At 38.9% G+C, this 14977-nt stretch carries 12 protein-coding genes; 3 read left to right on the top strand and 9 right to left on the bottom strand.

Features of this window, described 5'->3' with window-relative positions:
• Positions 1-272 precede the first annotated feature (272 nt).
• Positions 273-1034 carry an IclR family transcriptional regulator gene (locus G593_RS0114010; RefSeq protein WP_022278573.1) on the top strand — a complete coding sequence of 254 codons (762 nt, stop codon included), beginning with the start codon at positions 273-275 and terminating at the stop codon, positions 1032-1034.
• A gap of 164 nt (positions 1035-1198) precedes the next feature.
• On the opposite strand, the gene G593_RS0114005 is transcribed toward G593_RS0114010, so the two are convergent.
• Positions 1199-2209, bottom strand: coding sequence for a LacI family DNA-binding transcriptional regulator (locus tag G593_RS0114005; RefSeq protein WP_044994544.1), 1011 nt, complete (start codon positions 2207-2209; stop codon positions 1199-1201).
• A gap of 30 nt (positions 2210-2239) precedes the next feature.
• Entirely contained in the window at positions 2240-3646 is a 1407-nt protein-coding gene (uxaC, locus tag G593_RS0114000) for a glucuronate isomerase (RefSeq protein ID WP_029732102.1), read from the bottom strand.
• Between the two features lie 363 nt (positions 3647-4009).
• Here uxaC and G593_RS0113995 point away from each other — a divergent pair, with 363 nt between their 5' ends.
• Positions 4010-5491, top strand: coding sequence for a UxaA family hydrolase (locus tag G593_RS0113995; RefSeq protein ID WP_029732101.1), 1482 nt, complete (start codon positions 4010-4012; stop codon positions 5489-5491).
• Between the two features lie 41 nt (positions 5492-5532).
• Positions 5533-7020, top strand: a complete 1488-nt coding sequence (locus G593_RS0113990; RefSeq protein ID WP_022278569.1) for a tagaturonate reductase — start codon at positions 5533-5535, stop codon at positions 7018-7020.
• A gap of 282 nt (positions 7021-7302) precedes the next feature.
• Here the strand turns inward: G593_RS0113990 and G593_RS0113985 are convergent, their stop codons facing one another.
• From G593_RS0113985 to G593_RS0113955, 7 genes are read right to left on the bottom strand one after another with little or no spacing between them, the layout of a single operon-like run.
• Complete coding sequence (locus G593_RS0113985) at positions 7303-8211, bottom strand: selenium metabolism-associated LysR family transcriptional regulator (protein ID WP_029732100.1); 909 nt, start codon at positions 8209-8211, stop codon at positions 7303-7305.
• Between the two features lie 29 nt (positions 8212-8240).
• The gene (locus G593_RS0113980; protein ID WP_029732099.1) at positions 8241-9761 is read right to left on the bottom strand and encodes an aldehyde ferredoxin oxidoreductase N-terminal domain-containing protein; all 1521 of its coding nucleotides are present in this window, start codon (positions 9759-9761) and stop codon (positions 8241-8243) included.
• Between the two features lies 1 nt (position 9762).
• Positions 9763-10569: an XdhC family protein gene (locus tag G593_RS0113975; RefSeq protein ID WP_029732098.1), complete on the bottom strand. Its 807-nt coding sequence runs from the start codon at positions 10567-10569 to the stop codon at positions 9763-9765.
• A 1-nt stretch (position 10570) separates the two neighbouring features.
• Complete coding sequence (locus G593_RS0113970; RefSeq protein ID WP_029732097.1) at positions 10571-11857, bottom strand: MATE family efflux transporter; 1287 nt, start codon at positions 11855-11857, stop codon at positions 10571-10573.
• The gene (locus tag G593_RS0113965) at positions 11850-12632 is read right to left on the bottom strand and encodes an ABC transporter ATP-binding protein (protein WP_022278563.1); all 783 of its coding nucleotides are present in this window, start codon (positions 12630-12632) and stop codon (positions 11850-11852) included. The genes G593_RS0113970 and G593_RS0113965 overlap by 8 nt, the downstream gene beginning before the upstream one ends.
• Positions 12629-13645, bottom strand: a complete 1017-nt coding sequence (locus tag G593_RS0113960; RefSeq protein ID WP_029732096.1) for a FecCD family ABC transporter permease — start codon at positions 13643-13645, stop codon at positions 12629-12631. The genes G593_RS0113965 and G593_RS0113960 overlap by 4 nt, the downstream gene beginning before the upstream one ends.
• A gap of 9 nt (positions 13646-13654) precedes the next feature.
• Entirely contained in the window at positions 13655-14770 is a 1116-nt protein-coding gene (locus G593_RS0113955; protein ID WP_044994541.1) for an ABC transporter substrate-binding protein, read from the bottom strand.
• Positions 14771-14977 lie beyond the last annotated feature (207 nt).

Raw genomic sequence — 14977 nt, 5'->3', positions numbered from 1 at the left:
GAATAAATAGCATTCTTGAAAGTGAACAGGCAGTCCTTTTGGACTGCCTGTTCTGATGATGATATATAATTACTTATGGGGTTATATGTTTGGTTTCACATTATGAAATCTATTTTCATATTGTGAACCTTTCTTTACTATGAATTATACACGAACTCATAAAAAAGTCAAGTTTTTTTTGCTCTTTCTTCTATATCATGCTACAATAGATGACAGACAGTGAGGAACTCTGTTATCCCACTGTAAATAGTTTTATCTAAGGAGTCATAACATTGAGTGAAAAAAATCCAATCCAGGTCTCTGACCGAATTTTCCGGACTATTGAACTGCTTGCCAGATCCGGACCTTCCGGTCTTCTTGATATCAGTAATGAACTGGAATTAAATAAAAGTACGGTCCATCGCATTTTAAATTCCTTAATTTGCATGGACTATGTAAAACAAGATCCGGATACTTCCAAGTACAGTCTTACCTTTAAGATCTGCAGTCTTTCTAATCAGGTTCTTTCACATAACAGTCTCATTGATATTGCAAGGCCTTACATTCAGGATCTTGCTGAACAGACCGGCGAAACTGTTCACCTCGTACAGATGGAAGGAATCAACGCTGTCTATATCGATAAAGTAGAAGCACCGCATAATTCTGTTCGTATGGTATCTATGGTCGGAAAAACAATCCCTCTTTACTGTTCCGGTGTCGGTAAGGCAATTCTTGCTGATATGGATGATGACCAGATCCGTCAGATTTGGGAACAGAGCGAATTACGCACTTATACAGCCAATACCGTTACTGACTACAATACCTTTTTAGAGGTCATCGGTGCAATTCGTAACAACGGATATTCCATGGATAATGAGGAGATGGAAATCGGAGTCCGGTGCATTGCTGTATCCCTTGGCTGTGTACACCACAAATTGCCATATGCTATCAGCATCTCTGCTCCAAAGGACCGCATGAAAGATAAGCAAATTACCCAATATAAAAAGCTTCTATTAAATACTAAAAAGCAGTTACTTGCTGAATTGGGACAGTAACCTTTTAATTGAACAGAGCGAATTATAAATAGCTTTTTATCATGAATCATTGTAGAGAATAAGAAATGCCAGATAACGATATATTTCCTAGAGTCGTTATCTGGCAATTATTTTATTTCTTTTTAATCAAAAAACTTTCTTAATTAATTTTTAAGTTTCATATTTTAAAAATCCGTCGTACATCTCTTTTTGATTTCGCATACAACTTCATTCTGCGGTGGCACATCAGTATCTCCCTGCAGAACCCTTAACATATAATCTACAGTGTCATTACACATCTTCTCCAGATGATTGTCCACAGAAGTTAATTCCGGTTCACAGCCTACCGAAAGCTGCGAATTATTATATCCTGCAATTTCAATATCATCTGGTACTTTAAGTCCTTTCACATTCGCATACTTAAGTGCTCCAATCGCGAGTCCGTCATCCGTTGCAACAACACTGTCAAACTTCAGATTCTTATGTGAAAGAAGCATATCCCTGACATGATGAATCCTGTTCTTTGTATAGAACTTTAATTCTCCGCGAATCGGATATCCGGCATCGCGAAGAGCGGCCTCATACCCCGCCATCTTCTTCGATGCGCTGTATGAATAGGAATCACACAAGAATAAGATTTTCTTCTTTCCTCGACGGATAAATCCACTCGTCACATCATATGTTGCCTTAAAATCATCACAAAAAGAACAGTAGATATTCTTTCCTTCTACGAATCCATTGATCAGAAATACCGGTGTCTGCTTTGCAGCTTCTTTTATGTATTCCACATCTTCCGGGTGACCTTCCCGACCTGCGTAAGTAGAACTTACCAGAATAAGCGCATCAATCCGCTTCGACAGTAACATCTTCGTATGTGCCTCTTTCGCTTCCAGGTCGTAACCGCTACATCCCAGAATACAGTCATATTCATACTGATGCAGACGTTCTTCAAGGAATGCCACTGCCTGTGCAATAAATGCATCCGATATATCCGGGCACAAAATCCCGATGGTCTTCATAGAATCCAGTCCAAGTCCCCTTGCAAACACATTTGGCGTATAGCCACACTGTTCCATCACATCAAGAACCTTTCTTCTGGTCTTCTCACTGACCTTTGTACTTCCATTTACCACTCTTGAAACCGTCGCAATGGACACTCCCGATAATTTTGCGACATCATAAATGTTCACTGCCATATGCAAAAACTCCTACTACGCTTCTAATTCCTATACGTCAAATTTAAAGTACTCCACTGCATTGTTGTAAGAAATTCCCTTTACAATCTTTTCCAGTGTCTTGTAATCATCCGGATACTCTCCGTTATCTACCCATCCTCCAATCAGCTCGCAAAGGATACGTCTGAAATATTCATGACGTGTGTAAGATAAGAAACTTCTGGAATCTGTAAGCATTCCTACAAAGTTACTTAAAATACCAAGGTTTGCAAGTGATGTCATCTGAGCTGTCATTCCAACTTTGTGATCATTGAACCACCATGCACTACCCTGCTGGATTCTTCCAACGGTCTTCTCATTCTGGAAGCATCCGATGATTGTTCCGATAGACTCATTGTCGTTCGGATTCAGAGAGTACAGAATTGTCTTAGGAAGTGCATCTGTATCAGACAGTGCATTTAACATATCTGCCATTTCTGAAGATGGTGCATAGTTATTGATGCAGTCATATCCTGTATCTGGTCCAAGCTGTTTATAACGTACTACATTATTGTCACGTTTGCAGCCATAATGAAGCTGCATTACCCAGTCACGTTTATGATATTCTTTTCCAACTGCAAGAATAAAGGCTGTCTTTGCTTTCAGTTCCTCTTCTTTTGTGATTTCTCCACCTGCAAGACGTTTGCTGTAGATTGCCTCGATTTCTTCCTCGGAAGCCGGTGCGTACATTACATACTCAAGAGCATGATCTGATACAGAGCAGCCTCTCTCCTGGAAATAGTCCATACGTTTTACAAGCGCCTCGATCAGAGTCTTGAAGCTCTTTACTTCAATTCCACTGACTTCACTTAACTTTTTAAGGTAATCAAGATACTCTGGTTTCTCCAGATTCATAGCCTTATCTGGTCTCCATGCCGGAAGTACCTTTACATCAAATGTATCGTCTTTTGCAAGTTTCTCATGATATTCAAGAGTGTCAATCGGATCATCTGTTGTACAGATTAATTTTACATTTGACTTTTTAATGATATTTCTTACGGTCATATCATCCTGTGCAAGCTTCTCATTGCAAAGATTCCATACTTCCTCTGCTGTCTCACCGTTTAAGTATCCTTCATATCCGAAGTATCTCTTTAACTCCAGATGACTCCAGTGATACAGTGGATTACCGATCAGTTTTTCAAGAGTCTCAGCCCATTTCTGGAATTTTTCACGATCTGTAGCATCACCTGTGATATATTTCTCATCTACACCATTGGAACGCATCTGACGCCACTTGTAGTGGTCTCCTCCGAGCCATACCTGTGTGATATTTTCAAACTTTCTATCTTCACAGATCTCCTGTGGGTTAATATGGCAATGATAATCTACAATCGGCATGTTCTCTGCATAATCATGATAAAGTTTTTTTGCCGCATCACTTGTTAATAGAAAATCCTCGTCCATAAATTTCTTCATTTTTCTTTCCTCCTGTGTTTTATGCTTGCATCGTCTATATTGTAAACGCTTACATTTATTACATTTTACCCCAACTACACATATGAAATCAATGGTTTTTAAGCAATCTTTTCGACAAATTTGTTATCTTGTTTTTGTGCATTTTTCCAAAAATGCTTTTTGGGCAAAATTGATTTGTCATTTTTATTGACCTAAACATCAAAATGATGTATTTTTAGTGTAAGCGCTTACACGTTTATTTTATAACAAATTCAGATGTCGGAGATATACCTTTCATCGTGAGTTCATGATGATTAGAATTTTTAATGTCTCCTTCATCATTTACTAGTACTAACATCATTTTTTAAGAGAAAGGATTTTATCATGAAAGAATTTATCAAAATTCACCAGAATGATAACGTTGCAGTTGCACTTACTCCTTTATCTGCAAATCGTACATTAGATGTGGACGGTACAGAGGTTACTCTCCGTGAGGACATTCCCCAGGGACACAAGTTTGCTCTGACTGATATTCCTGCTGATGCTCAGGTTATCAAGTATGGCTGTCCAATCGGTCTTGCAAAGGAGAACATCAGCTGCGGAAGCTGGATTCACACACATAATATTCGGACTGGACTTGGAGATCTGCTTACTTACACCTATGATCGTTCTGTTACAGAACTTACCCCGACAGCTCCTTGCACTTTCAGAGGATACCGCAGACCGAACGGAAAAGTCGGCATCCGTAATGAAATCTGGATTATTCCGACTGTAGGCTGTGTAAATAACGTTGCTACTGCGATCGAACGCAAGGCTCAGAAGTATGTACAGGGATCTGTAGAAGGAATTTTTGCATTCCCACATCCTTATGGATGCTCCCAGATGGGAGATGATCAGGAGAATACCCGCAAGATTCTGTCTGATCTGATCAATCATCCGAATGCCGGCGGTGTCCTTGTTCTTGGACTCGGCTGCGAGAACAGTAATATTGATGTACTGAAGAATTACATCGGCGACTATGATCCGAAACGTGTCCGTTTCCTTGTTGCTCAGGAAAGTGAAGATGAGATTGCTGATGCACTTAACATTCTCGAAGATCTGTCCGCTTATGTTGGAAGCTTTGAACGTGAAGACATTGACTGCAGCGAACTGGTCATTGGTATGAAATGCGGTGGCTCTGACGGACTTTCCGGTATCACAGCCAACCCGGTCGTAGGAGCATTTTCCGATCTTCTTATCTCCAAAGGCGGAAGTACTGTTCTTACAGAAGTACCTGAGATGTTCGGTGCTGAGACTCAGCTAATGAACCGTTGTGAAGACGAAGTATTATTTGAAAAGACAGTTGATCTGATCAATAACTTTAAACAATATTTCCAGAGTCACAATCAGACAATTTATGAAAACCCGTCTCCTGGAAATAAAAAAGGGGGTATCTCCACTCTTGAGGACAAGTCTCTTGGCTGTACTCAGAAATCCGGAAGTGCTCCGGTCATGGACGTACTGTCTTATGCAGAACAGGTTAAGACAAAAGGTCTGAACCTCTTAAGTGCTCCTGGAAATGACTTGGTTGCTTCTACTGCACTGGCTGCTTCCGGTGCACACATTGTACTGTTTACTACAGGTCGTGGAACACCGTTCGCATGTCCTGTACCAACTATGAAGATTTCTACCAATTCTTCATTAAATAACAGAAAACAGAATTGGATCGACTTTAACTGTGGAACCCTGGTAGAAGGGGATACTCTTCCTGAACTGGCAGAAAAACTGTTCGATGAAGTTATCGCAGTTGCTTCCGGTAAAGAAGTAAAATCCGAAATCGCCGGATTCCACGATATGGCAATCTTTAAACAGGGTGTAACATTGTAAAAATCATATCTCATCAATTTAAGAAAGGAAGAAACTCAATCATGGAAACATTAAATTACGAAGTTCTTAAGAAATCAGGTTATAACGGATATATCAAAGAATCCGCACCAGAGAAAGTTATGCAGTTCGGAGAAGGAAACTTCCTTCGTGCATTTGTAGATTATTTCTTTGACTGTGCAAATGAAAAAGCTGACTGGAACGGAAAAGTTGTATTAGTTCAGCCAATCGCACAGGGACTTACAAAACTCATCAACGACCAGGAAGGACTTTACACACTGTACCTTCGCGGAAGTGAAAAAGGGGAGAAAGTTGACTTAAAACGTGTCATCTCTTCTGCAAGCAGATGTATCAATCCATATGATGATTTCGACGCAGTTCTTGAGCTTGCCAAGAGTGACGACCTTGAGTATATCGTATCCAACACAACAGAAGCCGGTATCGTACACGAGTCAGAAAGCAAATTTGACCAGTGTCCTCCAATCAGCTTCCCTGCCAAACTGACACGTGTACTTTATGAGCGTTACAAAGCAGGTAAAGATGGCGTTGTAGTTTTAAGCTGTGAGCTGATCGACAACAATGGTAAAGAACTCCAGAAATGTGTCAACGAGTACATTGATGACTGGGGACTTGAAGAAGAATTCAAAACATGGATCAATGAGAAGAACACATTCTGTTCTACACTGGTAGACCGTATCGTTCCAGGACGCGTACGTGATGCAGAAGAAGTTAAGAAAATGGAAGAAGCAAATGGATATCACGATGAATTGATTGATGTCGGCGAGATCTTTGGTGTATGGATCATCGAAGGACCTGCAGGTCTTGAAGATAAGCTTCCATTCAAGAAAGCCGGTTTAAATGTACATGTTGTAGAGGATGTTACTCCATACAAGAAGAGAAAAGTTCGTATCCTGAACGGTGCTCATACAGGTTTCGTTCTTGGTGCTTACCTGTCTGGACAGGACATCGTTCGTGACTGCATGCACAACGAAACGATCAAAGGCTTCATGAACAAAATGCTTTACGATGAGATTATCCCTACGCTTCCACTGGACAAACAGGATCTGCTTGACTTTGCAGCTGCTGTATCAGACAGATTTAACAACCCATTTGTAAATCATGAGCTTATGAGCATTTCTCTGAACTCAACATCTAAGTGGAAAGCTCGTAACATGCCTTCATTCCTTGAGTATATCAACGAAAAAGGTGAGATTCCTACTTGCCTGGCAATGAGCCTTGCAGCTTACATTGCATTCTACTCAAATGATATTCAGAGACGTGAAGATGCAGCTTTGGTATGCAAGAGACCAAAAGGAAATGAGTACAAAGTACAGGACGATGCATGGGCACTTGACTTCTACTATGCACACAAAGATGACAGTGCAGAAGAACTTGTAAAAGCTGTACTTTCCAACAAAGATATGTGGGATCAGGATTTGACAGAAATCAAAGGACTGGAAGAACTGATTGTCGCTGATCTTAAGAAGATCCGTGAAGAAGGTGCAGAAGCAGCTTACGCTTCCTGCCTGTAAAATAATTCAAGAATGCTTTAGCATTCTTGAATCCACCTGAAGAGAGGGTGCTATAGTTGGTAACACAACCATTGCACCCTCTCTTAGTATAGTATTTTTATGACTATTTTTCATTCAATCCTGCTATATCTTTTACATCTTCCACACAATCTGTTTTCATCCCTTCCTCTATAATACCATTGATACCATATCTGTAAATTGTCTTTCCTGAAAGAAATGTTGAATTAAACTAAACTTATTCCACTCCTATTATGTGTGAACCAATAGTAGCAATAGCCATTATTAATTTAATTTAAAATTAGATTTTACAAATTTATCAAATTCCAATGCGAGAGAATTCAGGATTCCCTTTTTATCCTTTGCCATATAAATATTTCTGCTCAGGCAGTTTCGCTCCATTTCAAATCTGAGTACTCTTCCTGACGACACCAGATCTCTCGTAGAATATTCGGAAAGAATAGCCACTCCTGTCCCCATTTTCACCAGATCTTTCTGTAATTGAGAACTAGATACGTATGCTACAATATTTAAATTATCTTCTGTCACATCCATACTCCCCAGATAATTATCAATAAGTTTCTGTGTTCCCGAACCATTTTCTCTAAATATCAAAGGTTTATTTAATAATTCTTTTCCATACACACCTTGTTCATGCAGTTTCACATAACCTGGTGTATTCGGAGTAATCATTACAAATCTGTCCTCCGTAATCTTTTCATAAATAATTTCCTGGCGATTATCAGATGTCCCTACAAACCCTATTGATATTTCTCCATCAGTCAACATTCTCTGAATCTGGTCACTGTCCCCGTTTTTTACAACAAATCGACAATTAGGATGTGTTTTTATAAATTTATGTATTAATTCTGGCAATATACTTTCTGTTGGCACTGTGGACGCTCCAATAATTAACTGACTTTTTTTATTTTCCAGTATTGTTTCTTCCAATTCAGAGCAGCGCAGTAATATTTCTTTTGCAAATTGATAAATTCGATTCCCATCGGGAGTCAGACTTATATTTCTTTTCATATCTCGAGCAAAAAGAATCAATCCTAACGATTCTTCTAATTGCTGTATATGATTACTGACTGTAGACTGCGCCATATAAAGAGCATTTGCCGCCTTCGTAAAGCTTCCTTTTTCCGCAACTGTTACAAATGTTTCCAATTGTTTCAAATTTAAATTATTCATGTTAATCCTATTTCATTCATATTCAGGCACTAATTTTTTGTATTTTCAAAATAATTATATAATACCTTAACAAATTCTGGTATTGCTTTGATATTATTTCCTATATTAAGTTCTTTCCATAGTTCCTCTTCCTGTTTTAAACATTGCGCAGAATATTGAAGCATTTCTTCTACTGTAATCTCTCTGCCCGTTTTGTCCTTATATAGTTCTGCCAGCAACCGTAATGGTTCCTCTTTATTCAGTAATGCAAAAGAGCTAAATATACATATACCCAGATTCTCAAACAAAAATATTTCCTGGTACAACAATTCCAGATCTATTTTTAACTGATAATCTCGTTCCTTCGTCACTGCTTTTTTCGTCGCTCTTCCCTGGATTTGTGTTTCATCGGAAAACACTTCACACACGCGTCTGGTTCCCCCTGCAAGAACTCGTCCCAACACAGTAGCTGCCTCAACTTCTCTAACTAATTGAAGAATCTGTTCCAAAGAAGGTTTTTCTTTTTCAGCGTCAAAATATAACCTCATAGCAAATACGAGTTCTATCATATTCAATCCTGATTCCATACCTTTCTGGGATAAATATGTAGTACATGACTCTAACTGTTCCTTTTCCATATCCTGTGCAAAACATCGCTCAATTGCTGCCTTAATTTCGGATTCCTCTGGTGATGAATAAATGTTTCCATTCCCTTTGCTGTGTCGGTTCAGACATCCGATAACACACATAGGCGCACAGCAATAATTGATTCTTTCCCCACTTTTTTCTATTTCTTCCTTCTCTTCTTTTCTCTTCTCCTGTAAGAGTTCTTCTAGATTCTTCTCATTTTTTAAAAGGTGAAGCAATGTAATAGACCCCAGTCCGGGCAATGCTCCTCCACAGATTGGATCGTCCAAAATATATTTTGCCAACCGCTTACCGCTGCTTTGAAGCCCTTCCCTGTTTTCACAGGCTCCCCGAAAATACTGATTCCGTTCCAGCACAATTGCCCGGATTCCTATTTTTGCAAGTCCTGCCCCTGTACTACTTCGAGGACAACTGTATTCCGGTTTCCCATACGGATAAGTAACAAACAGACTACTTATAGGATAATAGTGATCAGAAGCTGGTCCTCTCCCGATAATGGCACATTCCCTCCCCCATTTTTCACGAATACAGAATACCATCTCTTTACAACTTTTCCCCTGTAATTCTGGAAAATCCAAAAATGAAATTTTTTGTTCTTCTATGTGAATAATTGTATTTTTATCTTTACAGCTTCCTTTAATCACAATACCTGATAAATGCATAGAAGCCAGTTTTTGTGGAAAGTCTCCTGAAATGTTGCTGACACAAATCTCCCGTTCTTCTTTACTTTTCCCAACAATTGTTGCCCTCGTAGCACAAGGCACAGGTGTACCTGTCAAAAGCCCCGGAGTTATCACAAACACATTATCAGTCATATATTGCTTCAGCAATTTCACCGCAAGTCCACGTCCATATTCCGTTCCATCATCATCCTGATATTGTACAGATTGAGTCGCAGCATCGAGAATCGCTATTTTATTCATACTATTTTTCCTTTCCCGTCCAGTGTGTTCCTGTACGGCCATTTTTTATCATAAGAATTTCTGCGATAATAGATACTGCAATTTCTTCTGGAGACTCGCCTCCTAAATCCAGCCCAATCGGAGTATACACCTTATTTAATTCCTCTTTCGAAATGCCTTTCTCTTCCATCTTTTCAAATAAAGCTTTAATCTTCAAAGAACTTCCAATCATTCCCACATATGCATATTTCTTTGTCAGCACAGCCGCTAATGCATCTCCGTCAAAGCTATGTCCCTGTGTCGCTATTACATAATGCGCTCCATCAGGTATGTCAACATTTTTTAAATCCTCTTCGTAGTCATGAACCTTAACAAACCTGTCTGCCAGAACAATTTTTTCAGCAATATCTTTTTCTTCTCGATTGTCCACCAATATCGTATCAAACCCGACAAACGAAGCCAGACGCAAAACTGCTTCTCCTATATGTCCCGCTCCACACATAACCAAAACAGGACGTACCGTAAACACTTCTATCATAACACTGACATTTCCCCCACAGGTCATTCCAGTCTCTGACGCTTCCGAAGTCATATCATATTGCTTCAATCGGTTACACCCTTCTCGAATACATTGCAATGCATCTGATGTTGCTATACATTCCACATTCCCGCCTCCAATGGTTCCCTTCGTTGCCCCATTTGAGTATACAAGCATTTTACCATTTGTACGTGGTGTAGAGCCATCGGAATGCACAATAGTAACAACTGCATGTGCAATTCCCTTTTCATATGCCTTTACTTGTTCTTTTACAATATCTATTGCATTCATTTTATTTTCTTCCTTTCATTTTCTTGATTCCCCAAACTACACTTACACTCATAGATACTACATTACTGACTACATAAGCTCCCCATACTCCTTTTGCTCCCAGATTGGCATACCTCGCCAAATATGTCAATGGTATCTGCACACCTAACAGTCTGACTATTGTAATTGCCAGTGTCGGGAATCCATAGCCAAGTGCCTGTAAAACAGAAGTCATTGTCATTTCTATTGCTACAAACGGATATGCCCAAAGACTAATTGTCCAATATACTTTTCCAGCCTGCTGCATTGCAGCATCCGCAGTTAACATTTGCGAAAGCTGCCCCCTCACGAAAAATGCAACAATGATAATGACAATTGTCGGCAATACACTCGTCACACACAACTGCTTTATCAGCTGTCTTCGCTCCTTATAATCATTATTTCCGGCAATCAAAGTTACTGCAGCACTTCCTACAGCTGTTGCCGGAAGATAAAACAACAAAGACAATCGATTCCCCAATCCTGCAACAGCCACAAGATTAGTTCCCATTGCCAGCATAATCTGATTCAATGCTACATTTGCTATTGGACTGATTACTTTTGATAAGCTTATGGGCGCAGCCAGCTTTACAAATTCCTGAATTAAGGCTCTGGATATCGTCACTTTTGAATGAGTAAAAACAGTTAAATTATATCTGTTGTATTGCAGTATCCCATACACACACCCTGTGATTCGGGACAAAATCATTCCATATCCCAGAACTATGAAACCAAATAGTTTATACAATAAATATGCTGTACCTACTTGTATTGGTACTGCAATAAATGTCATCCACATTCCCGTTTTAGAATCTCCCAGTCCTCTGAATGCTGCAATCAGAATACTATATAAAAGGATTACAGGATTTCCAAGAAGATACGGAACCATATATAGATATGCTGTTTTACGTAAATTTGTCATATTCGCGAACTCAAAATACAGCCGCGTGCTGACAACTACAGATATCAAAATTCCCAATATAAAGGTCAGCAATAATATCCCTTTTAATATATCCCCCGCATCCTTTTTTCTATCCGGATTCTTAAAAATCTTCGCCATGACGACATTAACTGAAATTGCCAATCCATAACTTACTGTTGTAATAATCGAAATGTATGGACCACAGATAGAAGATATGGTAAGTTCTTCTGTACTATGTACACTGAGAAGAATTCCTTCAAAAATGGAGCCTATTTTTTGCATCAGTGTCAATAATGCAACTGGATACGCAAGCTTCCAGATTTCTTTTGCGTAATCCTTTTTATACATCCTGCCTTTTCCCCATCAAATATTCTTTTCCGTTTTTCAATAATTCAATTTCCCCATAAATCATGGACAGACTTTCTTTTATTTTTTCTTTCGAATCTGTCTTCATATGTATCTGTGTAACGATTTTTCCATCTTTGAGCAAAAACAGTCTGTCACAATATTCCATTGCAAAATTGGGATCGTGCATTGTGATAAGACCGGCCTTATTTCCATCTCTGACTACGGTCCGGATTTTCTCTAGTACGATATGCTTATTCAGAAAATCCAGCGCACTGTCAGGTTCATCCATAAGCATAACAGGTGCATTTTGTGCAATACACCGTGCTAGTATAACCATTTGTTTTTGCCCCTGGCTAAGTTCTCCAAAATCCTTATCTGCCAAATGCAGACACCCTAATTTATCCATTATTTCTCGTGCCTGCTTTTTTTGTTCTACAGACGGTGATTCCAATATGTTCAACCAGGGATTATATCCCATCAACACCACATCTATAGCATCTCGGCCTCCGGCAAGGCTGCAAATCTGAGGTATAAATGCAATTTTTCTTGCACGCTGTCGTTCATTAAGATTTTTACAATTTTCGCCATCTACATAACATTCCCCCTGCATGGGTAAAAACCCACATGCTACATGGAGTAATGTAGTTTTTCCACTTCCATTCAAACCTAAAAGACCGCAAAACTCTCCTCTTGGAATATCAAGATTTAAGTTCTTCAAAATCTTGCGTTCTCCATAGTTTACAGAAATGTTCCGTAATCTAAGCCCTGTCATCATATCAGCTGTTCCTTTCCTTTTTCACACAGAAAATATATCAGCATAGGAACACCAATCACTGTTGTTAATATGGAAATCGGAAGTTCGACACTATATAGTAATCTTGCAAATATGTCTGCCACTAATATCACAATTGCCCCAATAAATCCACTTAATACCATGGTATTAAAATTATTTCTTTTCAATATTAATTTCGCGATATGTGGTGCAATCAGTCCTACAAATGAAATAAGTCCTGTAACACATATAATAGCTGCAACAAGAAGTGTTGATAATAATAATATAATGGTACGCACAATTCCAATACGCATCCCCAGTGCCCGGCATTCGTTATCACTCAATGCCAGCATTTCTATTTGTCTGCGTAACAGGATAATTCCAATTACTCCGACACAAAACAGCGGAAACACAGTCATAACTTTTGCAGCTGTTGTGTTGCCTAATGTCCCCATTTCCCAATATTCCATTGCCGCTAGTTCATTTTCCGGATCTGCAAAATATTTCAGCCCCATAATGACAGCTTTGGAAACTGCATTTATTACAATTCCCGCAAGTACATAAGTCGCTGTGGCGCGAGACCGAGTTGCCCGTACCAGAAACATTACTGCAAGAACTGCAAGAAATCCTCCAATAAAAGATCCCATCGCAATTTCCATCATTCCTGACGAAGTTAAAACTACAATTGCCAATGCTGCTCCTAAATTTGCACCTCCTGCTATTCCTATAATATCTGGTGAGGCCAATGGATTTTTGAAAATAATCTGATATACACTTCCGGCAAGTCCAAGTCCGGTTCCTGCCATAATCGCCATAAATGTTCTCGGAAGGCGCAATGTAAAAAATACTTTTCTGCTCAGAAGTGACACGTTTTCGTTTCCACAGATAATATTCCATATATCAGTTAAAGCTATAGAATATTTCCCTATGCATATAGAAATTATTGTGGCAATAAAAATTGCCACAATAATTTCACTAAATAACCTTATTAATTTTCTTCGTTCCTTATTCTTCATATTACTATCTTATTTTGTAATAGATGATTTATCAATGTCAAAGTTATAAAATGTTTTATAAAAATCTGCCGCATCATCTGCAAATTCATCCATAGAATATAAATCCGGATGTAATGTAGCTGTCATCCAAAGCATACCTAATACTCCTGATGGCACCGGTGAATCCCATGCCTCATACCCCGCCGGCATATTGTAAACATCACCATTCTTTACCGCTGTTACCTCTGCAAGATTTGCATCAGCCATAACATCTTCGGCTGTATAATCCGGCTGTCCGTTTGCCATATTGTTCGTTGGAATAATAATATAATCCGGATTCATATCTAATATCTGCTCATAAGAAACGTCTACCCATGAATCGCCATCCAATACATCTCCTGCATTCTTTCCTCCTGCAGTTGCAATTAAAGATGCCTGATACATATCCTTTGGAGCCGTTGTCAAATAAGAGTTTGTTCCACACATATAGACAACTGGTTTCTTATCATCACTTAACTTCTTGGTCATACCATTGATTTTGTCTAAAATTTCATCATACTTATCTGTCATTGCAGTTGCCTTATCATTACTATTTGTAACTTCACCTATTAATTTAATCATTTCTACTAATTCATCATGACTTTCCGGGCTAACAACAATTGTTGGAATATCCATGTCTGTAAGAGTCTTTGCATAATCCTGTGCTTTCTTTGGCAAAATAACTAAATCAGGCTCTGCCGCCAGACATGCTTCCAGATCAAATGCCTTTGCTGATCCAACATTTCCTACTGAATCCATAATGTCTGCTGCTGCATACTTGTAAATAGGCCTCTGGTCAATCTTCTCTTCTACCGCAACAAGTTTGTCCTTCAATCCTAATGCAAGGCATGTTGATGAAGAAATATAGTATCCAGAAACAATTCGTTTTGGCTGTTCCTTAATGGTAACTTCATTACCAATCTGATCCTTTATTGTCAGCGGATACGTTGTCTCTGGAATTTTTTCCTCTTCTTTTTTTACTTCTTCCTCTTTCTTTGTGTCACTATTGGTTGTACCTTTTTCTGTCTTTCCACATCCTGCAGCCATCGAAACAGTCAATGCCAGTACAAGCAATAAGGAATACAATTTTTTCATGTTTTTTTTCATGACCTCTTTCCTTCTTTCAATATATTTTATACCGAATATTATACAGCATTTTTACGTTCAGATAGATTCAATAATCCCATGATACCTCAAGACCAATCGAAAAACCCGATTATAAATTATCTCTTTCGTATATAAAACTAAAACCCGGTGATTCGATTCCTTCTTGTTCTTAAAGGTCTGACATCTCCCAGCCTTTCCCCGGATACA

The sequence above is a fragment of the Dorea sp. AGR2135 genome (assembly GCF_000420885.1).
Lineage (GTDB): Bacteria > Bacillota > Clostridia > Lachnospirales > Lachnospiraceae > Dorea > Dorea formicigenerans.
The sequence above is the reverse complement of the archived record's forward strand: the minus strand, read 5'-3'. Positions and strand labels throughout refer to the sequence as shown.